Here is a 19677-nt window from a genome sequence, read left to right as displayed (position 1 = left end):
CATCAACGGACAGGAACTAGTTCGGAATGAGATCGACGGCCCGGTCGGCCACCGCCAGCACCGGGGCGTTGGTGTTGCCGCTGGTCACCCGCGGCAGGATCGAGGCGTCGACGACGCGCAGCCGCTCCACCCCCCGCACGTTGAGCGTCCGGTCGACCACCGCCATCGGGTCGTCCTCCCGCCCCATGCGGCAGGTGCCGACCGGGTGGTAGTTGGTCTTGACCGTCCGCCGGCAATGCGCCGCCAGGTCGTCGTCGCTGGTGAAGGCGTCGCCGGGGAAGATCTCGCCGGTCACCATCCGCCGCACCGGGTCGGCCGCCAGCACCCGGCGGGCGTAGCGCAGCCCGGCCACCGACAGGCGCAGATCCTCCGGGTCGCCGAAGAAGGCGCAGTCGATCAGCGGCGGGTCGGTCGGGTCGGCGGAGCGCAGGGTCACCGATCCGCGCGCCTTCGGCCGCATCAGGCAGGCATTCAGCGTCACCCCGTCGGTCGGCGCCACGCCGGTGACGTCGCGGTCGAGATAGACGGTCGGCACGCAGTACAGCTGCAGCTTCGGGTCGCTCTGGTCCTCGCCGTCCGGGTCGATGAAAGCGCAGGCCTCGACGCCGGTGGTGGTCACCGGCCCGGACTTGAACAGCAGGTACTGCAGCCCGGCCAGGACCATCGGTAGGCCGCGGTCGCGGCCGAAATAGCCGTAGGCGCCGTTGGTGGCGGCCACCACCGGCACCTCGTGGTGGTCCTGCAGGTTGGCGCCGACGCCGGGCAGGTCGGCCTTCACATGGATGCCGTGCTTACCCAGCGCCGCCGCCGGGCCGATGCCGCTGAGCATCAAGAGCTTCGGCGAGGCATAGGCGCCGGCGGCCAGGATCACCTCGGCGCCGGTGGCGCGGCGGCTCTGCCCGTCCTTGACGTAGTCGACGCCGGTGGTGCGGCCGCCCTCGACCAGGATACGGGTGACGGCGGCGCCGGTCTCGACCGTCAGCTTCGGGTCGCGCAGCACCGGCGCCAAGAAGGCGGCGACGGCGCTGCAGCGGGTGCGCGTCGCCGCGTCGATGGTGTGCTGCATGAAGCCGACGCCGGCCTGCTCGCCGGCGTTGAAGTCCGGGCGGTAGGGCACGCCCATCCCCTGCAGCGTCTGGACGAAGGCGCGGCTCATCGCGCAGTGCTGGCCGAGATGCGAGACCTTCAGCGGCCCCCCGGTGCCGTGGAACGGGGCGCCGAGATGGTCGTTGCCCTCCTGCTTGACGAAATAGGGCAAGAGGTCGGCCCAGCCCCAGCCGGAACCGCCGCCCAGATCGGCGTCCCAGCCGTCATAGTCCTGCGGCCGGCCGCGCATATAGACCATGGCGTTGACCGCGCTGCCGCCGCCCAGCAGCTTGCCGGTCGGGATGATCGGAGCGCGGCCGCCCAGCTGCTCCTGCGGCACCGTCTCGTTCAGGGTCAGGTAGGTGTCCTGGTTCAGGAACTTCATGTAGCCGGCGGGCATGTCCAGCAGGCGGCTGCCGCGCCGCCCCCCGGCCTCCAGCAGCAGCACCCGGGCCCGCCGCTCGGTCACCAGCCGGCTGGCGACGACGCAGCCGGCGCTGCCGCCGCCGACGATGATGAAGTCGTAGCCTGAACTCACTTCACCGCCCCGAAGGTCAGGCCGCGCACCAGCTGGCGCTGCGACAGCCAGCCCAGCACCAGGATCGGCGCGATGGCGAGCGTCGAGGCGGCGGAGAGCTTGGCCCAGAACAGCCCCTCGGGGCTGGAGAAGGAGGCGATGAAGGCGGTCAGCGGCCCGGAATCCGGCCCGGTCAGGTTGATGCTCCAGAACGCCTCGTTCCAGCTCAGGATGATGGTCAGCAGCGAGGTCGAGACGATGCCGGGCAGGGTGGTGGGCAGCAGGATGTACAGCATCTCCTGCCAGGATCCGGCGCCGTCCACCCGCGCCGCCTCCAGGATCTCGCGCGGATAGTCGCGGAAATAGGTGTACAGCATCCACACCACGATCGGCAGGTTGACCAGGGTCATCAGCAGGACCATGCCGGTGACCGTGTTCAGCAGGCCGACATCGCGGAAGCCCATATACATCGGCACCAGCACGCCGACCGCGGGCATCATCTTGGTCGACAGCATCCACAGCAGCGTGCCTTCGGTGCGCCTGGTCGGGAAGAAGGCCATGGAATAGGCCGCCATGCCGCCGATGATCAGGCACAGCAGGGTGGAGCCGAAGGCGATGTAGACCGAGTTCAGGGCATAGCTGACGTAGTTGATGCGCGAGTTGACCGCGACGTAGTTCTCCAGCGTCGGGGTGAAGAACAACGACGGCGGGGTGGCGAAGGCCTCGATCTCGGTCTTGAAGCTGGTCAGCACCATCCAGCCGATCGGGAAGAACAGGATCAGCCCGACCGCCCAGCCCAGGAGGGTGACGCCGATCGCCTGGCTGCGGCTGCGTTGCACGGCCATGGTTCAGCCTCCCTTGCGCAGGGTGCGGGCCAGGGCGCGCACCAGGAAGAAGGCGACGATGTTGGCCAGGATCACGGCGATCACCCCGCCGGCCGAGGCGCCGCCGACATTGAACTGCTGCAGGCCGTTCCGGTAGACGAGATAGGTCAGGTTGGTGCTGGCGGTGCCCGGCCCGCCGTTGGTGGTGACCAGGATCTCGGCGAAGATCGACAAGAGGAAGATGGTCTGCACCATGATGACCACGCCGATGGCGTGCATCAGATGCGGCAGCACGATGTAGAAGAACATCGCGATCGGCCCGGCGCCGTCGATCCGCGCCGCCTCGCGCTGCTCATGGTCCAGCGACTGCAGCGCGGTCAGCAGGATCAGCACGGCGAAGGGCAGCCACTGCCAGGCGACCATGATGATGATGGCCGCCAGCGGCGCCTGGCTCAGCCAGTCGATCGGCTCGAGCCCGACCGCGCGCGCCACCCAGGTCAGGACGCCCGAGACCGGGTGCAGCATCATGTTCTTCCAGACCAGCGCGCTGACCGTCGGCATCACGAAGAAGGGCGCGATCACCAGCACGCGGACGATGCCGCGGCCGGGGAAGGGCTGGTCCAGCAGGAGGGCGATCAGGGTGCCCAGCACCACGGTGATCGCCAGCACGGCGCCGACCAGGACCAGCGTGTTCTGGATCGCGTCCCAGAAGGCGGGGTCGTTGACCAGGTAGATGTAGTTGTTCAGCCCCGCGAAGCCGCGCCGCAGCGGGTTCATCAGGTTGTAGCGCAGGGTCGAGAAGTAGATGGTCGCCGCCAGCGGCACGAAGGCCCAGAGGGCCAGGACCGTGACCGAAGGGGCGAGGAGCAGCGTCGCCTTGCGCCGGGTCGAGGCGATGGCGGCCATGGCGTGCGTCCTTTCCTTGCGCGGGTGGCGCGAGCGGAGCCTTCCATCCTCCCCCTCCCCCCGCGGGAGGGTAGGGGGAGGGGGCTGTCGAAGCTGGAACCGGCCGAGGAAGCCTGGCACCGGGCCGACCCCTCCCCCCGCCCCCTCCCGCAAGGGGAGGGGGAGGTTCAAAAGCGGGCGGCCGGATCAGCGCCTTACTTGTACCCGCCCTGGGTCACGGCCCGGTCGGCGGCTTCCTGCGAGGCCTTCAGCGCGGCGTCGACGGTGACCGAGCCGGCGAGGGCGGCGGCGATCTGCTGGCCGACCTCGGTGCCGATCGCCTGGAACTCCGGGATGCCGACGAACTGCACACCGGTGTAGGGCACCTTCTCGACCGTCGCGTCGTTCGGGTCCGCGGTCTCGATCGCCTTCAGCACGAAGGCGGCGAAGGGCGCGGCCTTCTGGTACTCGGGGTTGGCGTAGGTCGAGGCGCGGGTGCCGGGCGGGACCACGGTCCAGCCGTCGCTCTTCGCGACCTTCTCGATATAGGGCTTGGACGTGGCCCAGGTGATGAACTTCTTGGCGGCGTCCGGCGACTTGGTCGATTTCGGCACGGCCAGCGCCCAGGACCACAGCCAATGGTTGCCCTTCGGCGACTTGGCGATCGGCGCCTGGGCGAAGGCGACCTTGTCGGCCACCGTCGAGTCCTTCGGGTTGTACAGGTAGCCGGCGGCCGAGGTGGCGTCGATCCACATCGCGCATTTGCCGCTGGCGAACAGCGCCCGGTTCTCGTTGTGGCCGTTCGACGGCGCGCCCGGGGGGCCGTAGTTCTTCAGCAGGTCGACATAGAAGGTGATGGCCTCCTTCCATTCCGGCGTGTCGATCGTCGGGTTCCAGTCCATGTCGAACCAGCGGCCGCCATAGGTGTTCACCAGCGGGTCGACGAAGGCCATGTTCTCGCCCCAGCCCGGCTTGCCGCGCAGGCAGATCCCGTAGATCTCGTGCGACGGGTCGTGCAGCTTGGACGCGAACTCCTTGATCTGCTCGTAGGTCGGCTGGTCCGGCATCTTCAGCCCGGCCTTGTCGAACAGGTCCTTCCGGTAGAAGGTCATCGAGCTTTCGGCATAGAAGGGCAGGGCGTACAGCTTGCCGTCATGCGAAAGCCCGTCGCGCACCGGCTTCAGCACGTCGTTCAGGTCGTAATCGGCCGGCACGTCGTCCATCGGCAGCAGCCAGTCCTGCGCGCCCCAGATCGGCACCTCGTAGGTGCCGATGGTCAGCACGTCGAACTGGCCGCCATTGGTGGCGATGTCGGTGGTGACGCGCTGGCGCAGCACGTTCTCCTCCAGCACCACCCAATTCAGCGCGATGCCGCTCTCCTTCTCGAAGTCCTTCGACAGGCGCTGCATGATGATCATGTCGGCGTTGTTGACCGTGGCGATGGTCAGCTTCTGCTGCGCCATCGCCGATCCGGACGCCAGCGCCAGGGCCAGCGCGCCCGCTCCGGCCAGGGCCGTCATCTTCCAGGACATGGGGGCCTCCTCGGGTTGTTCCTCCACAGCCGCGTCTGCCGCGGTCTCGCTCTAGTGCCGGCGGGAAGCCTACGCCGATGCGGGCGGCGGCGCCTGACGGTCGATCGGGTGAGGGTGTGAATCTGCTCAACCGATGAACAGATGTTCATCCCGCAGCCGGCCGGAGTCAAGCGGAGAGGTGCGGCCCGTCCCGCGCCGTGCGAGCCTTTCGCTCCCGCGACTCGGAAAGGGATCGGTTCCCATGCCCCGCTGGCTGCCCGCCGCGCTCGACTACATCCCGCGCTGGCTCGATTTCCAGATGCGGCTGACCGAACAGCCCGGCTGCGCCGTCGCCGTCGCCGAGCACGGGAAGATCGTGCTGGAGCAGGCCTTCGGTGTGGCCGAGCTCGGCCGCCGCGCGGCCCTGACGCCGCGCCACCGCTTCCGCGTCGCCTCGCATTCCAAGACCTTCACCGCCGTCGGCATCCTCAAGCTGCGGGAGCAGGGGCGGCTCGGCCTCGACGACCCGGCCGGCCGCCATGTCGACGGGCTGCCTCCGGCGGCGGCCGCCGCCACGATCGGCCAGCTGCTGTCGCACGCCGCCGGGCTCGGCCGCGACGGCGACGACACCGACCACTGGATGGACCGCAAGCCCTTCCCGAACGAGGAGGAGCTGCGCCGGGTGCTGGCCGCCCCGGCGCCGGTCCCGGCCAGCACCCGGTTCAAATATTCCAATCTCGGCTTCGGCCTGCTCGGCCTGGTGATCGAGGCGGTGACCGGCGAGGCCTATGCCGACTGGATCCACCGCGAGGTCGTCGCCGCGGCCGGGCTGGAGGAGACGGTCCCCGACCTGCCGTCCCCCGGCGCCGCCCCGCTCGCCACCGGCCACAGCGGCAAGCAGCCGCTCGGCCGCCGGGTGCCGATCCCCGGTACGACTCCGACGAACGCGCTGGCCGCCGCCACCGGCTTCGTCTCCACCGCCCGCGACCTGGCCCTGTTCTTCGGCCGGCTCGACCCCGAGGCGAGGGACGGCCTCCTGTCCCCCGCCAGCCGGCGCGAGCTGGTGCGGCCGCAATGGCGCAACCCGGATGCGGAGGTGGAGCGGCATTACGGCCTCGGCACCATGATCGGCCGCACCGGCGACCTCGCCTGGTTCGGCCATGGCGGCGCCTTCCTGGGCTACATCACCCGCACCGTGGTGCTGCCGGGCCAGGGGATCGCCGCCTCGGTCGTGACCAACGCGGTGGACGGCCCGGCCAACCCCTGGGCCGAGGGCATCGTCCACATCCTCTCCGCCCTGGCCCGGCACGGCGCACCGACGGCGAGGACGAAGGACTGGACCGGCCGCTGGTGCAGCACCTGGCGCGCCATCGACCTGGTGCCGGCCGGCAGCCGCGTCCTGGTCGCCGACCCGGCGCTGCCGACGCCCTTCCTGGACGCGCCGGAGATCACGCCGGACGGGCCGGACCGCGGCCGCATCACCCGGGCCCAGGGCTACAACAGCTACGGCGAGGCGGTGGAGCTGAAGCGCGACCGCAAGGGCGCGGTGGCGGAGATCCGCTACGCCGGCAGCCGCCTGCTGCCCGAGGCGAAGCTGGCGGCGGAGCTGAAGCGGCGCTACGAGGCCGGCTAGCCCCGCTCGGCCCGCGCCCGCAGCCGGGCGCGGTGGCGGCGGGCCTTGGCGCGGTTGCCGCAGTCGCCCATCGAGCACCAGCGCCGGTTCTGCGCCCGGCTCTCGTCGATGAACAGCCAGCCGCAGCCCTGCTCGTCCTGGCACTGCCGCACCCGGCGGGCGCGCGGGCCGGTCAGCAGCGCCGCGGCGGACAGCGCGACCGGCCGCAACAGGCCGAGCGGATCGGCCGGGGCGGCGCGCCAGGCCACGCCGCCGCCGGCCGGCGCGATCTCGGCGCCCATCCCCGATGGCGGCCCGGCCAGCCGGGCGTGGAGCAGCGCCAGATCGCCCGCCGTCGGCGCCTCGCCCGCGGCCACCGCCAGCAGCGACCGGCAGATCGCCTCGCGCAGCGCCAGCGCCGCGTCGTGCAGCGCCGCCGCGCGGTCCGGCGCGATCCCGGCCGGGTCCAGCCCAGCGGCGCCGAGCCAGCGCAGCAGCGCGTCGGGCGTCGGCAGCCGCTCCTCGCCGGGCTGCCGCCGCCGCCAGGCCATGGTGTTGACGAAGCGGATGCACAGTTCGTCCTGGGAACCGGCGGCTTCGGCCACGCGTTGCCTCCTCAGTAACCCTTCATAAGGTTATCATCAGAGACACGGATGGCCAGCATGCGGTTCCGCCTCGCGGCGGCCTTCGCGGCGATCTACCTCGTCTGGGGCTCGACCTATCTCGCCATCGCCCTGGCGCTGCCCGCGATCCCGCCCTTCGCCCTGATGGGCTCGCGCTCGCTCGCCGGCGGGCTGGTGCTGCTCGCCCTGGCCCGCGCCCGCGGCCACGCGGTCGGCCGGCGCGGCTGGCTGGTGGCGCCGCCTGCGGCCTCCTGTTCTTCGTCCTCTGCCACGGCGTGCTGGCGGTGGCGGAGCAGCGCGTGCCCTCCGGCCTCGCCTCGATCCTGCTGGCCACCATCCCGTTCTGGACCGTGCTGGTCGGCCTCGTGCTGCCGCTGGACAAGCCGGCGCGGCCGCGCGCGCTGCTGCTGCTGGCCCCGGGCTTCGCCGGCGTGGCGCTGATCGCCTGGCGCGCCCTCGCCGGCGCCGGCGCCGCCGACATCCTGCTGCTGCTCGGCGCCAGCCTGTCCTGGGCGCTCGGCACGGTGGTGTCGGAGCGGCAGGCCGGCGAGACCCGGGCCGACGCCCTGGCCGGCGCCGCGCTGGTCAGCGGCGGGCTGGTGCTGCTCGGCCTCGCCGCCGTGACCGGCGAGCTGCCGCGGATCGCCCCCGCCGGTCTGATCGGCGTGTCCGGCCTGGCCTGGCTGCACCTGACGCTGCTGGGCACGGTCGTCACCTTCGGCGCCTATGTCTGGCTGCTGGAGCGGGTGTCGCCGCCGCTGGTCGCGACCTACACCTTCGTCAACCCGATCGTCGCCGTGGCGCTCGGCTGGGCCGTGCTGGGCGAGGCGCCGACGGTCGAGATGCTGGCCGGCGGCGCGCTGGTGCTGGGCTCGCTGGTCGCCCTGCTGGTGCTCGACCCGCCCGCCGCCGGGAAGCCCGAGCAGAAGGAGCAGAGCCATGTCCCCCTCGGCGCCCGCTGCCCCGCCGCCCGTTAGGCTCGGCGTCAGCGCCCCCCTGTCCGGCCGCGGCGCCGCGCTGGGCCGCGAGATGGCCCAGGCCGTCCGCCTCGCGGTCGAGGAGGCCGCCGGCGGCCCGCCGGTCGAGCTCGTCGAGCGCGACGACCGCGGCGAGGAGCAGGCCGGCCTCGCCGCCGCCCGCGCCTTCGCCGCCGACCCTGCGGTGCTGGCCGTGATCGGCCCCTACAACAGCAACGTCGCCCTGGCGGCGGCGCCCGTGTATCGCGACGCCGGGCTGGCGCTGGTGGGGCCGATCGTCTCCAACCCGGCGCTGACCGAGTCCGGCTGGGACAACGTCTTCCGCTTCACCGCCCGCGACGACGACACCGCGGCGGCGATCGCCGCCCACCTCGCCGGCCCGCTCGGCAAGCGCCGCGCCGTGCTGGTGGCCACGGCCACCGCCTATGGCCGCAGCATGGCCGGCCGCTTCGCCGACGCCTTCGCCCGCGCCGGCGGCGCCGTGCTGGCCCGGCACGAGGCGGCGGAGGGCGAGACCCGCTTCGACGCCCTGGCCGGCGCCCTGCCGGCGGCGGCGGATGTCGTCTTCTACGGCGGCACCTATGAGGGCGCGCCGCTGCTCTCCGCCCTGCGCCGGGCCGGCCGGTCGCTGCTCTTCGCCGCCGGCGACGGCTGCTGGGACCGGCCGAACTTCCTCGACCCCGCCGGCGCCGCGGCGGAGGCGGGGGAGGGCGTGCTGGTCCTCTCCGCCTGCCCGGAGCCGGGCGTGGTGCCCGGCGCGCGGGAGATGGCGGCGCGCTACGGGCGGCGCTTCGGCCCGGTGGTGAACTATGCGGTGAATGCCTACGACGCGGCGGCCCTGACCCTGGCCGCTGTGCGCGACGCCGCCGCCACGGCGCCGGGCCGGCCGCCCGGCCGCGATGCCGTGCTGGCCGCCCTGCGCCGGGCGGAATGGCGCGGCATCGCCTATCCCGACCCGGTGCGCTGGGACGCCCGCGGCGACAACCGCGCCGCCGTGACCGCGCTGCATGTCGTGCGCGGCGGCCGCTTCGTGCAGGTGGCGCTGGTGCCGAAGGGGCGCGCCGCCGGCTGACCCGCCCTGGCCTCCGCGCGGCTTTGCGCTATCCTCGGTTCGGACGGACCCGAGGAGGGGGAGGGATGACGACCGACCAATCCGTGCTCAACCGGATCGAGAAGCTGGTGGCGGAGGAGGAGGCGCTGTGGGCCCGCGGCCGGCCCAGCGACGCCGAGCTGAAGCGGCTGAAGGAGATCGAGGTGGAGCTCGACCGTGCCTGGGACCTGCTGCGCCAGCGCCGCGCCCGCCGCGAATACGGCCAGGACCCCGACGACGCCCACATCCGCCCCGCCGGCATCGTCCGCACCTATCGCGACGAGTGAGCGGCGCGCCCGGCTATCTCCGCCCGCGGTAGTCGACCTGCGGCGCCGCCCGCAGCTGGTCCTTGGTGGCGTCCAGCGTCACCTGCCAGTCGTCGCCCTCGCGCCGGAGGTCGAGCGCGGCGGGGTCGATCGCGACATAATGCTCGTCCATGCCGAGGAACCCGCCGACCGACACGATGACGCCGCGGATGGTGGATCTGTTGGCGATGATCACGTCCTCGATCTCGCCGATGGTCTCGCCGCCGCGGTTGCGGACATCGGCGCCGACCAGGCTCGATCCCATGACGTCGCTGGGCTGGGGCGTGACGAAGTTCTGTTTCTCCTGCGCCACGGCCGCGCCCGGGACGGCCGCGAGGAGGACGAGGCTGAGGGCCAGACGACGCATACCGGATCTCCTCATGAGGGGAATGGCGGGCGGGCCGGCCGGGCCGTGCCGCCGCGGTCCGGCGGTGTCGTCTCGCGATGGCGCATGGCCGTCTCCGCGCGCTGATGCACGTGCAACGGGAACATCCGGCCTTCCGGTTCCACCACGGATCGCCGGACCCGGGCCCCGGCGGTCTTCGCGGCGGATCTTTTCCAGTCCCCCTCCCCTCGCCGGAGGGGGGCAGGGGGAGGGTCTCCCAGCCCGCGCCGGCCCCACCTCGACGCTTCTCCCCTCTCCTTGGGGAGAGGGAGGGGCCCGTCGCGTCGGCGACGGGAGGGTGAGGGGGCGGCTCCGGCCTATCCTTCCACTCTCCCCCTCCCCTCGCGGGAGGGAGAGAGGGGCCCATCCGCTGGAGCCGCCCTCGGGACGAGCCCCCATCGTCATGGCCGGCCCCGCAGGGGCGTGGCCATCCAGTGCCTTCAGGTGAGGGCCGACCCCGGCCTCGACGAAGGGCAAAGACTCGTTTCAGAACGCGTTGGCGCGAGTCGGATGGCGGCGGCGTCGAGACCCGGCGCGCGGCGGACAGTGGTCCGGGAGCACCGGAAGCGGAGACGCCGCCGTCAGCCGGCCGCGCCGGCGCGTCATGAGACGGGCCGGGCGACCGCCCAGATCTCGTGCCCGCCATCCCACATCATCTTGATCGCGACGTAGAGGATGATCAGCAGCCCGACATAGGCGATCCAGCGGTGGCGGTGCAGCAGCCGGGCGACGAAGTTGGCGGCCAGGCCCATCAGCGCGACGGAGAGGGCGAGGCCGACGATCAGCACCTCGATGTGGTCGCGCGCGGTGCCGGCCACGGCCAGCACGTTGTCCAGCGACATCGACCCGTCGGCCACCACGATCGGGGTGGCGGCCGGGCGGAAGGTCTGGGGGGGGGGGGGGGGGCCGTTGCCCGCCCCGCCGCCGGCGGCCGCCCCGTCCCCGGCCAGCGCCGCGGCCCCGGCGGCGTGGTCGGCGCGGATCTCGCGCCACAGCTTCCAGCACACCCACAGCAGCAGGATGCCGCCGGCGAACAGCAGGCCGACGATCTGCAGCAGCTGGGTGGTGAACAGGGCGAAGACGATGCGCAGCACGGTGGCGGCGACGATGCCCCACAGGATGGCGCGGCGCCGCTCCTCGGCCGCCAGGCCGGCCGCGGCCATGCCGACGACGATGGCGTTGTCGCCCGCCAGCGCCACGTCGATGATCACGACCTGGACGAGGGCGGTGAGCTCGGCGAGCGAGAACCAGTCGGGCATGGCGGGGTCCGATGCAGAGGAAGTCCGGAGCGGCCGGAAGGCGGTGCCGGTTTAGCGCAGGACGGCGGGGGAGGGAACCCAGCGCATCACGCCAGCTTGGCCATGAGGTGGTTGCCGGCTCGCGCTACTGCTTGAAGCAGTGCTCCCGATGCCATTGCAGGAAATGTGGATGCGGCCGATCCAACGCCCGCTGAGGCGGATACGCCCGACCGGTCCTGTTGATGAAGGCTCGGATGCTGTCCTGGTCGTTGGCCTGCCGCGAGATCAGGATCTCCAGGTCGTCGCCCAGACTGATCAGCCCGCGATCGAACATCCAGTGCGCCGTGCCGGAAAGGGCAATCCCGTTGCTGATAATGTCGGGGCCATTCGCCTGGACCGGCCGGATATGGGCGGCAGCGACCTCCGCCCGGCCGCCGCCATTGATCAGCCTGAGTCCTGTGATTGCGCAGCGCTGGTCATAGGCCCGCAACACGATCTGGCGGAACACACGATCGCGAACGGCCCGCGAGGTAATGACGCTTATCCTCTCACGGCTCTGCTCGAATTCCATCGGCGCTTGCTCTTCCTGAAGGCCGATCGGGGGCATAGGCTCGCCGACGCGCGGCAACATGGGCTCGGCAAGATCCAGGCCCAGCGTGACGATACGATTGAAATCGGCCGGAGAGATCGGGCGGACGGCCGATTGGGCGCGGCCCGAGATCTGCCCTTGCTCGTTCAACACGCCTCGCTCGACCACGCCGCCGGCATCGCTGAACGGAACGGGATTGGCGAAGTCGAGATAGCTTCCGGGCTCGATCAGGGCGAGGTACATGCCAGGGGCGCCGGGATCGCGAATGACCTGCTGGACCTTCGCCACGGCGAAGTAGCCGCGCGTCGCGGCGACCTTTCGGGGTTCGTAGTAGATGATCCAGTCGCCGACGCAGGCCTGAACCCGACCGAGATACTGGCTGGGAAACTGGTATCGCTCAGCGGGGCTGTCGTCGTAGATCGAATCTGAGCGGTGGATGAAGATCCCGAATCCCATAGCTATCTTAGATATTTGTCTCTGCCATCTGAATATCTATATTCTTCTCTGCATCAGGATAGTAAATGCGAGCTCTTTTTTTCGAAAGAATTTCGTCGGCTCTTATGTTTATGGTGATGAGTGATTCTTGTGTAGTGGATCTATAATTTTTTTTTGCCGAAAGTACACTGTGACGTTCAAGTGGAGTTATTTCCGCGAATGGCTCATATATACAGGAAATTGAAGTATGATAAGCATTGGTCATTACAATTTTTACTCCTCTTTGGCTAGCTCTAAGAATGCAATCTCGAAGTCTTATCTGGTCATCCCAAGAAAATATCTTCTCATTGTACTTTAAAAATCCATTTCGATTGTGCTTTACTGTATATGGAGGATCCGCAAAAATCAAATCTCCTTCATTAGACTTTTCGATAACAGCTTCAAAATCATCAGAATAAAGTTCAGCATTTTTAAGTGCCATACTCGCCGATATAAAATCATCATCTGGAAATATTACCTTATCTTTTGTCCCTTTCGGAACATTGAATTCGCCAAATTTGTTTTCTCTATAAAGACCATTCCAGCATGTTCTATTTAAGTAGATGAACTGTGCCGCCTTCTCTTCCATTTTTTCCATACGTTTATTTCTTATGTTGTAATAATATTCAGCACTGTGGCATTTCTGATGTGACTCAAGGATCGAAACAACCTCATTAACGTTATCTCTAATTGCTTTGTACGTATTGACTAAGTTTTTATTGAAATCATTCAATATAGAATTTTCAGGTTGGAAATGAAAAAAAATAGCACCACTGCCCACAAATGGTTCGATATACTTCTTTACACCATCCAATTTCGAAATGCCAAGACGATAGGCAAGCCAGCGTTTGCCGCCGGCCCATTTAAGAAACGGTTTCATCAGTTTCTACCTGCAATAACACCGCGCCTATGTAGCTCGTTGAAGACAAATTCAATAGTACTTACTTCTTCGTCAGAATAACCTCGATTATATGGGTGAGCCGAAACTCGTCGCGCTTTGTTTATCTCGTCGAACCATGCTACGTATTTGGCCTTTCCTTTGCGTTCAGATGGAAGCTGTATATTTAGAGAGTCAGAAAAGAATGACCAATTTCTTTGTGATTCAACAATTTTTCTTAAATCTAGAAAATCAAGATAAGTCGCCATATCTTTCTTGTCATCACCATCTGCATCAAGCCTCTTGTCAAACGCCTTTTTAAGTATTTCCTTATTATCGATTCCCTTTTCTAAATAGTCATCGCCTGGCCCATATTCTCTTCGAAGCACTTCAACTACGTGTCTATGAACCTCCTCTTGAACGGCTCTCACCCAGCGATCAGCTGTATCCGTTCTCTCTGCATCGTACTTTCTTAAGTCGTCACGGAAACCCGGCGGTTCGAAATCGGAAAATTGCTTACCCACCAACTCGCGAAGGCGGTGCTGAAAGATGCGAGGGCCGCCGCTACCGAATGGGATTTGGAATCTCTGCTCTACCTCCAGATCAGTGGCGGTCTGGAAGTATGATATAGCGGGCTTTGCGAACTCCTCTATCTCCTCCACCAGGACCTTGGGGTGCAGCGAACGTGTATCGACGTGGCGCTTCAGGCAAAGGTGCGAAATGAGATCACCGGCAAAGCGGATTAATCCGGCAACTCCAGGATTGGATGCGAACTTGCCGTTCTTCCCCGCTTCCCAACGATCGAGATTGGCCAATCTAAAAAGGTTCAGATATTCAGATAGGAAAATCATAAGATGATCGATGGCTTCTCGTGGCTCTGTCCAATATATAGAACCATGGACGTAAGTATTTCGACCATCCTTTTGTGTTATTCTGCCCATAATTCCCGATTGTATGACGGCGTCAACAAGGTATGGTATAGTTAGTATGCTGTATTCATTCTGCTTTACTTCAACTCCTGCGATTTTTCCGCCGAGAGGTCCGTCGTCATCTTCACGCATCATATCAAATGCTCGAGATGAAATAGCTCTGATTTGCTCCCGTTTGTCAGATGATTCCAATTTAATTTCGCCTGTGATCTCATCTAGAAGCTTTTTTTCAACTCTCTTTTGTTTGCTATTGATATCGCTAAAAAGTTTAGTCTCTTCTGATATACTTATGTTCTCAAATGCTAGAAAAGGTAAAAGAGATTGAGGAGTATCATCTTCTAGCTCACTGTATCCATAGATACGATGTTGACCGTCTATAATCCAAGCCGACTTATAAGTATTTGGAAGAGTTAAAATTCCGCTGGTAACTCCGTCATCATCTTCCGACTTAACAACATCAAATTGAACCTTTTGCTTGAAATTTAAAATAATGGTATTGGGAAAAAAGCCACCTGACTTGACAAAATCGGTTATTTGTCTAAGACGAGGGCGCTGAAGCAATCTCTGATATGAAGGTGCTGCACTAGGATCTCGCAGATCTCGATGATTTACGAATGAAATTGGCAAAATCTTTGACGCAGGCGCAAAAAAAGTAAAAACTTTGTGAGCTCCTAATCTAGTTCTAATAGCATATACTTTTACATTGTCTAAAGCAGCTACTTTTGTCTTTGCTAAAAACTCTGCATGGAACTGAAATCGGGCCGAATGACCAATGCGCTTTGCAATTTCCTTATAATAAAAGATTTCTCGTTCTGTCAAAATATTGATATTTCCATCATGTGCTCGCTTTATATCACTTTCTGACCACTCTAGATTCCGAGTAACTATAAGCCAAATTATCTTTTGAGGAAAATTTCCTTCAAAATGCGATCGGAGAGATTGGGCAATATTTCTTTGATTTGTGATAAGGTCGTTGATTTCATTTTGAAGAGATTGTTTTGTTCTCTTTTCATAGGCGATGCATTCCGCCACTATGATGGTTTCGTTGTCATATGCAAAAACATCTATATTTTTGGTTAATTCAATGTCGGGTTTCTTAGAAACCAAAACGTTAAAATTTCTTCCGACACTTAGTTTCGGATAACCAAAGTCGTAAAGGAGTCTCCAAAACTCATTTTCTAGCTGTTCATCGGCATCTCTTATTTTTCGATAGCGAAGCGATGCCTTATTTTCCCGAACAAGCTCCCATCCTTGGGAGAGCGCGTCTTCCTGCTCGTCCAATTGGAACGTCTGTTCTATATAGGGTTTGCGGCGTCTTTTATATTCAGCAATGCGCTTCGCGGACGTATCAGTCAGTTCCCCAATCATGTCCTAAGAACCTCAGAATCAATGAGAGGAGTAAACTTCGTTTGGGGCAATTAGGCAACTGTGCATGCACTGCGGACGAAAAGCTCACGATGCGCAGACCGATGCCTGGTCACGGTCTGACCGCCCGATCGGTGGGAAACACAATGTTCATTGCCTTAACTCGCGACTCTTGTTCATGATATGTTCCATGGACGAGGCGCAATCCGATTCTGACGAGATCCGGCCGACCGATCCCGACATGCATTGGACGGGGTGGGCGCTGGATACGCTGCGCGAGCTGGTCGCGATCGACGTGCGCACCAAGCGCATGACCGAGACTCAGCAACTGCAGACGCCGGCGGGGCCGGACGCGCCCGATTTCGACCTGAAGCAGTCGCGGCTCTCCCGCTCCGTGCGGCTGTCGATCGCCATGACCGAGCGGATCCGCGCCGACCATCTGATGCGCCGGGAAGAACGCAAGGAGTCGGGCGAGGAGCAGCGGCGCCGGCAGCGGCGGGACCAGGCCGTCGAGGACGCCGTCCGGGCGGCCGCGAAACCCGATGAGGACGACATCGAATATGTGCGGTCGGCGGTGCGGGAGAGGCTGGTCGAGGACGAGATCCTGGACGCCCAGCTCGATTCGCTGACCGCGGAGGAGTTCGTGCGCGAGGTCTGCCGCAAGATCGGCCGCCCGCCGAACCCGGCCTGGCTGCCGCGCGGCTGGGCCGATGCCGCCGGTACCGTCGACACGATCAGCCTGCCCGACAGGCGCATGGATCTCGCCGCCGCGGGCCCAGCGGGCCTCGCAGGCCCCGCGGGCTTCGCAAGCCCTGCGGCCGGGGACGGCTGGTCCGAACTGCCGGACGAGTCTGGAGACGGCTGTCCGCTGCCCCGGCTGCCGAAGCCGGACAGCAGCTGAGCGCCGCTGCGGTCGCGACATGCCTTCTTTTCCCGACAGATCGACGTGCTTCGCCTCTCCTCCCCGGGCTTGACCCGGGGACCTCGGGCGGGGCTGGAGGCGCTTGTGCGGGCGAGGGGAGGGGCCGGTGCCGGCCCGCGCTCACCCCGCCGTCCAATCCTCCGTCCTCAGCCCCGGCACCCGCGCGAACTCTCCGGTGTTCGCCGTGACCAGCACCGCTCCCCGCCGCCGCGCCTGGGCCGCGATCAGGAGGTCGTACGGACCGATCGGCGTTCCCGCGCGCTCCAGCGCCGCGCGGATCTCGCCCGCCTCCTCGGCATCCTCCGGCTCGAACGGCCAGACGGAGAGATCCAGGGCCATGAAGGCGGCCAGGATGGCCCGGTTCTCCTGCGGCCGGGCGCTCTTGGCGATGCCGTAATGCAGCTCGTACAGCACAATGGTGGGGATGCCGACACCTGTGCCCTCGGCCAGGGCGGCTTCCACCCTTCGCCGGGCCCCGGGCCTGCGCCGGTTGACCGCGGCGATGACGGCGTTGGTGTCGAGGCTGAACATTCGCCCGGTCACTCGTCGAGGGATATTTCGCCGGCCGGGGGCATCGGCGGCTGCTCGGGCCGGCCCTCGGGCAGGAAGTCGCCGCTGCCGCGCAGCCGATCGATCTCGGCGAAGAGCGCCCGGATGTCCTCAATGCTCCGCTCCATCGGCTCCAGCAGCACGCCGCGCCCGACGCGCCGCACCCGCACCGCCTTGCCCGGAAGGCGGAACTCCTTCGGCAGTCGCACGGCCTGGCTGCGGCCGGTCTGGAACAGCTTGGCGATGGCGGTGTCGCCCATGGCGTCCTCGCTCGTCGATCGAATGATATGTACCAGTGATATATATCATCCGGAGTGGCGGGCGCCAACCGGTCCCCGGGAATCCTCGTCAGAAGCTCGGCGGGGTGCAGGCCGAGACGATCTCCGCCGGCTCCTCGCCGACCACGCGGAAGCGGTGCGGCAGGCGGCTCTGGAAGTAATAGGCGTCGCCGGGGCCCAGGATGCGGCGGCGCGGGCCCACCGTCAGCTCCACCCGGCCGCGGATCACCACGCCGCCCTCCTCGCCGGCATGGCTCAGCGCCGTCGGGCCGGTGTCGGCGCCCGGCGCCAGCCGCTCGTGCAGGATCTGCAGCGCCCGGCCGGGCTGGCAGCCCACCTGGCGGTAGGAGATCAGGCCGGGCCCTTCGGGTCCTTCGCCGCCGCCGCCCCCGTGCCCGCCCAGCCGGCCGGCGATCTCGACGAGGTCCGCCGCCGCGAAGAACACCGGGTCCTCCGGCCCCTCGGGCAGGGCGAAGAACTCGGCCAGGCTCAGCGGCAGCCCGTCCAGAACGCGCTTCAGCGAGCCGATCGAGGGGCTGGCGCGGTTCTGCTCGATCAGCGAGACGGTGGCGTTGGAGACGCCGGCGCGCCGCGCCAGCTCGCGCTGGCTCAGGCCGTGCTCCTCGCGCAGCCGCCGCAGCCGGCCGCCGATGTCGATGCCGGGATCGTCGGCGGCCGGCGACACCCCCTCACCCTCCCGGCCCAAGCGGGCCGGGCCCCTCCCTCTCCCCGAGGAGAGGGGATCCGAGCGCTCCTCCTTCACCTCTCCTTGGGGAGAGGTCGAAATCGCGTTAGCGATTTCGGGCGAGGGGGTGGCGGCCATGGGTGTTTTCCTGTTCGAAATCCCGAACGCCGGCATCGGGGCGGCCTCCGGCGGCGCTTTTCCCATTCTCCCGGGCGCGCGCCCGCTTGTCCAGCCATCGGGGCGGTCCTAGGCTCCCTTCCGGCCCTTCACGATCTCGGGACGGACCGGCGCCGGGCGCCCGGCTTGTTCGGTTCCCTCCACACGGAGTTGCGATCCATGGACGATAGCGTGCCCCGCGGCGACCTGCGCGCCCCGAACAACCTCGAATCCTTCTGGATGCCGTTCACCGCGAACCGGTCGTTCAAGGCGGCGCCGCGGCTCTACGCCTCGGCCAAGGGCATGTACTACACCACGGTCGACGGCCGCCAGGTGCTGGACGGCACCGCCGGCCTATGGTGCGTCAACGCCGGCCACTGCCACCCGAAGATCGTCCAGGCGATCCAGGACCAGGCGGCGGAGATGGACTACGCCCCGTCCTTCCAGATGGGCCACCCCAAGGCGTTCGAGCTGTCCTCCCGCGTCGCCCAGCTGCTGCCGGGCGACCTCGACCACGTCTTCTTCGCCGCCGGCGGCGGGTCCGAGGCGGTGGACAGCGCGCTGAAGATCGCGCTGGCCTATCAGCGCCAGATCGGCCAGGGCACCCGCACCCGGCTGATCGGGCGCGAGCGCGGCTATCACGGCGTCGGCTTCGGCGGCATCTCGGTCGGCGGCATGGTCGCCAACCGCCGCACCTTCGGCACCATGCTCAGCGGCGTCGACCATCTGCGCCACACCCACGACCTGGCGCGCAACGCCTACAGCCGCGGCCTGCCGGAGCACGGCGCCGAGCTGGCCGACGACCTGGAGCGGATCGTGGCGCTGCACGACGCCTCGACCATCGCCGCGGTGATCGTCGAGCCGGTGGCGGGATCGACCGGCGTGCTGCTGCCGCCCAAGGGCTACCTGCAGCGGCTGCGCGAGATCTGCGACCGGCACGGCATCCTGCTGATCTTCGACGAGGTCATCACCGGCTTCGGCCGCCTCGGCGCCGGCTTCGCGGCCGACTGGTTCGGGGTACAGCCGGACATGGTGACCATGGCCAAGGGCCTGACCAACGCCGCCGTCCCGGCCGGCGCCGTCGGCGTGCGCAAGCACATCTACGACGCCTTCATGACCGGGCCGGAGCACATGATCGAGCTGTTCCACGGCTACACCTACTCGGCCCATCCGCTGGCCATGGCCGCCGGCCTGGCGACCCTCGACGTGTACCGCGAGGAGGGGCTGTTCGAGCGCGTGGCCGGCCTGGCGCCGTACTGGGAGCAGGCGCTGCACAGCCTGAAGGGCACCCGCCACGTCATCGACATCCGCAACCTCGGCCTGATCGGCGCGGTGGAGCTGGAGCCGATCGCCGGCCGCCCGACCGCCCGGGCCTACGACCTGTTCGTCAAGTGCTTCCAGAAGGGGGTGGGCATCCGCACCACCGGCGACATCGTCGCCCTGTCGCCGCCCTTCATCATCGAGAAGGCCGAGATCGACCGCATCGTCGACACCCTGCGCGAGACCCTGCAGTCGCTGGACTGAGGAGCGCTTGGAGAGGCCGGAGCCGCCCCCTCACCCGAAATCGCGATGCGATTTCGACCTCTCCCCGAGGGAGAGGTAAGAGGGGCGCGGCTCCTGTTCCTTCTCCTCGGGGAGAGGTAAGGGGCGCAGCTCTTGTTCCCCTCTCCCCGGGGAGAGGGAGGGGCCCGTCGCGTTGGCGACGGGAGGGTGAGGGGGAGAGCTGCCGCCAGACTTGTAGTCCCGCGCGTCCCCGGCGAGAATGGAACATATCCTGAACCGCCCGCCGACGCTTTGACC

General features: G+C 66.4%; 19 protein-coding genes. 6 read left to right on the top strand and 13 right to left on the bottom strand.

Going from position 1 to position 19677, the window contains the following annotated elements:
- Nucleotides 1-16 precede the first annotated feature (16 nt).
- The 4 genes from LG391_RS14535 to LG391_RS14520 form a co-directional block, all read right to left on the bottom strand.
- Complete coding sequence (locus LG391_RS14535; protein WP_225768716.1) at nt 17-1624, bottom strand: GMC family oxidoreductase; 1608 nt, start codon at nt 1622-1624, stop codon at nt 17-19.
- Nucleotides 1621-2448 (bottom strand): carbohydrate ABC transporter permease, encoded by an 828-nt coding sequence (locus tag LG391_RS14530; RefSeq protein WP_225768715.1) that lies wholly within the window; start codon nt 2446-2448, stop codon nt 1621-1623. The genes LG391_RS14535 and LG391_RS14530 overlap by 4 nt, the downstream gene beginning before the upstream one ends.
- Nucleotides 2449-2451: 3 nt before the next feature.
- The gene (locus LG391_RS14525; RefSeq protein WP_225768714.1) at nt 2452-3333 is read right to left on the bottom strand and encodes a carbohydrate ABC transporter permease; all 882 of its coding nucleotides are present in this window, start codon (nt 3331-3333) and stop codon (nt 2452-2454) included.
- A 194-nt stretch (nt 3334-3527) separates the two neighbouring features.
- On the bottom strand, nt 3528-4844 hold the full coding sequence (locus LG391_RS14520; RefSeq protein ID WP_374200747.1) for a sugar ABC transporter substrate-binding protein: 1317 nt from the start codon (nt 4842-4844) through the stop codon (nt 3528-3530).
- A gap of 241 nt (nt 4845-5085) precedes the next feature.
- Here LG391_RS14520 and LG391_RS14515 point away from each other — a divergent pair, with 241 nt between their 5' ends.
- The gene (locus LG391_RS14515) at nt 5086-6456 is read left to right on the top strand and encodes a serine hydrolase (protein WP_225768713.1); all 1371 of its coding nucleotides are present in this window, start codon (nt 5086-5088) and stop codon (nt 6454-6456) included.
- Here LG391_RS14515 and LG391_RS14510 read toward each other — a convergent pair.
- The gene (locus tag LG391_RS14510) at nt 6453-7040 is read right to left on the bottom strand and encodes an ABATE domain-containing protein (RefSeq protein WP_225768712.1); all 588 of its coding nucleotides are present in this window, start codon (nt 7038-7040) and stop codon (nt 6453-6455) included. The genes LG391_RS14515 and LG391_RS14510 overlap by 4 nt on opposite strands.
- Nucleotides 7041-7357: 317 nt before the next feature.
- Here LG391_RS14510 and LG391_RS14505 point away from each other — a divergent pair, with 317 nt between their 5' ends.
- The 3 genes from LG391_RS14505 to LG391_RS14495 all read left to right on the top strand — a co-directional run bounded on the left by LG391_RS14505 (nt 7358) and on the right by LG391_RS14495 (nt 9412).
- A complete protein-coding gene (locus LG391_RS14505) occupies nt 7358-8035 on the top strand; it encodes a DMT family transporter (protein ID WP_225768711.1) in 678 nt (225 codons plus the stop codon).
- Nucleotides 7998-9107, top strand: a complete 1110-nt coding sequence (locus tag LG391_RS14500) for a branched-chain amino acid ABC transporter substrate-binding protein (RefSeq protein WP_225768710.1) — start codon at nt 7998-8000, stop codon at nt 9105-9107. The genes LG391_RS14505 and LG391_RS14500 overlap by 38 nt, the downstream gene beginning before the upstream one ends.
- A 65-nt stretch (nt 9108-9172) precedes the next feature.
- Entirely contained in the window at nt 9173-9412 is a 240-nt protein-coding gene (locus LG391_RS14495) for a DUF2630 family protein (RefSeq protein WP_225768709.1), read from the top strand.
- Nucleotides 9413-9425: 13 nt separating this feature from the next.
- Here LG391_RS14495 and LG391_RS14490 read toward each other — a convergent pair whose 3' ends face one another.
- The 5 genes from LG391_RS14490 to LG391_RS14470 form a co-directional block, all read right to left on the bottom strand.
- Nucleotides 9426-9797 (bottom strand): PRC-barrel domain-containing protein, encoded by a 372-nt coding sequence (locus tag LG391_RS14490; protein WP_225768708.1) that lies wholly within the window; start codon nt 9795-9797, stop codon nt 9426-9428.
- Between the two features lie 620 nt (nt 9798-10417).
- Nucleotides 10418-11074, bottom strand: a complete 657-nt coding sequence (locus LG391_RS14485) for a TerC family protein (RefSeq protein ID WP_225768707.1) — start codon at nt 11072-11074, stop codon at nt 10418-10420.
- A 124-nt stretch (nt 11075-11198) separates the two neighbouring features.
- Entirely contained in the window at nt 11199-12098 is a 900-nt protein-coding gene (locus tag LG391_RS14480; protein WP_225768706.1) for an HNH endonuclease, read from the bottom strand.
- 7 nt (nt 12099-12105) lie between these two features.
- Entirely contained in the window at nt 12106-12996 is an 891-nt protein-coding gene (locus LG391_RS14475) for a Dam family site-specific DNA-(adenine-N6)-methyltransferase (RefSeq protein WP_225768705.1), read from the bottom strand.
- Complete coding sequence (locus LG391_RS14470; protein WP_225768704.1) at nt 12996-15290, bottom strand: DGQHR domain-containing protein; 2295 nt, start codon at nt 15288-15290, stop codon at nt 12996-12998. The genes LG391_RS14475 and LG391_RS14470 overlap by 1 nt, the downstream gene beginning before the upstream one ends.
- 187 nt (nt 15291-15477) lie before the next feature.
- Here LG391_RS14470 and LG391_RS14465 point away from each other — a divergent pair, with 187 nt between their 5' ends.
- The gene (locus LG391_RS14465) at nt 15478-16188 is read left to right on the top strand and encodes a hypothetical protein (RefSeq protein ID WP_225768703.1); all 711 of its coding nucleotides are present in this window, start codon (nt 15478-15480) and stop codon (nt 16186-16188) included.
- Nucleotides 16189-16329: 141 nt separating this feature from the next.
- Here LG391_RS14465 and LG391_RS14460 read toward each other — a convergent pair whose 3' ends face one another.
- The 3 genes from LG391_RS14460 to LG391_RS14450 all read right to left on the bottom strand — a co-directional run bounded on the left by LG391_RS14460 (nt 16330) and on the right by LG391_RS14450 (nt 17721).
- A complete protein-coding gene (locus LG391_RS14460; protein WP_225768702.1) occupies nt 16330-16740 on the bottom strand; it encodes a type II toxin-antitoxin system VapC family toxin in 411 nt (136 codons plus the stop codon).
- Nucleotides 16741-16748: 8 nt separating this feature from the next.
- Entirely contained in the window at nt 16749-17018 is a 270-nt protein-coding gene (locus LG391_RS14455; protein ID WP_225768701.1) for an antitoxin, read from the bottom strand.
- 88 nt (nt 17019-17106) lie between these two features.
- A complete protein-coding gene (locus tag LG391_RS14450; RefSeq protein ID WP_225768700.1) occupies nt 17107-17721 on the bottom strand; it encodes a cupin domain-containing protein in 615 nt (204 codons plus the stop codon).
- A 336-nt stretch (nt 17722-18057) separates the two neighbouring features.
- Here LG391_RS14450 and LG391_RS14445 point away from each other — a divergent pair, with 336 nt between their 5' ends.
- Nucleotides 18058-19401, top strand: coding sequence for an aspartate aminotransferase family protein (locus LG391_RS14445; RefSeq protein WP_225768699.1), 1344 nt, complete (start codon nt 18058-18060; stop codon nt 19399-19401).
- Nucleotides 19402-19677: the final 276 nt, after the last annotated feature.

Source organism: Inquilinus sp. Marseille-Q2685, from assembly GCF_916619195.1.
Lineage (GTDB): Bacteria > Pseudomonadota > Alphaproteobacteria > DSM-16000 > Inquilinaceae > Inquilinus.
The sequence above is the reverse complement of the archived record's forward strand: the minus strand, read 5'-3'. Positions and strand labels throughout refer to the sequence as shown.

Bases quoted from the DNA above. Each gene is read 5' to 3' on its own strand.
- LG391_RS14515 (WP_225768713.1), top strand. From the start codon at position 5,086: ATGCCCCGCTGGCTGCCCGCCGCGCTCGACTACATCCCGCGCTGGCTC.
- LG391_RS14525 (WP_225768714.1), bottom strand. From the start codon at position 3,333: ATGGCCGCCATCGCCTCGACCCGGCGCAAGGCGACGCTGCTCCTCGCC.
- LG391_RS14490 (WP_225768708.1), bottom strand. From the start codon at position 9,797: ATGCGTCGTCTGGCCCTCAGCCTCGTCCTCCTCGCGGCCGTCCCGGGC.
- LG391_RS14470 (WP_225768704.1), bottom strand. From the start codon at position 15,290: ATGATTGGGGAACTGACTGATACGTCCGCGAAGCGCATTGCTGAATAT.
- LG391_RS14495 (WP_225768709.1), top strand. From the start codon at position 9,173: ATGACGACCGACCAATCCGTGCTCAACCGGATCGAGAAGCTGGTGGCG.
- LG391_RS14460 (WP_225768702.1), bottom strand. From the start codon at position 16,740: ATGTTCAGCCTCGACACCAACGCCGTCATCGCCGCGGTCAACCGGCGC.
- LG391_RS14500 (WP_225768710.1), top strand. From the start codon at position 7,998: ATGTCCCCCTCGGCGCCCGCTGCCCCGCCGCCCGTTAGGCTCGGCGTC.
- LG391_RS14530 (WP_225768715.1), bottom strand. From the start codon at position 2,448: ATGGCCGTGCAACGCAGCCGCAGCCAGGCGATCGGCGTCACCCTCCTG.
- LG391_RS14485 (WP_225768707.1), bottom strand. From the start codon at position 11,074: ATGCCCGACTGGTTCTCGCTCGCCGAGCTCACCGCCCTCGTCCAGGTC.
- LG391_RS14475 (WP_225768705.1), bottom strand. From the start codon at position 12,996: ATGAAACCGTTTCTTAAATGGGCCGGCGGCAAACGCTGGCTTGCCTAT.
- LG391_RS14445 (WP_225768699.1), top strand. From the start codon at position 18,058: ATGGACGATAGCGTGCCCCGCGGCGACCTGCGCGCCCCGAACAACCTC.
- LG391_RS14480 (WP_225768706.1), bottom strand. From the start codon at position 12,098: ATGGGATTCGGGATCTTCATCCACCGCTCAGATTCGATCTACGACGAC.
- LG391_RS14465 (WP_225768703.1), top strand. From the start codon at position 15,478: ATGGACGAGGCGCAATCCGATTCTGACGAGATCCGGCCGACCGATCCC.
- LG391_RS14455 (WP_225768701.1), bottom strand. From the start codon at position 17,018: ATGGGCGACACCGCCATCGCCAAGCTGTTCCAGACCGGCCGCAGCCAG.
- LG391_RS14520 (WP_374200747.1), bottom strand. From the start codon at position 4,844: ATGTCCTGGAAGATGACGGCCCTGGCCGGAGCGGGCGCGCTGGCCCTG.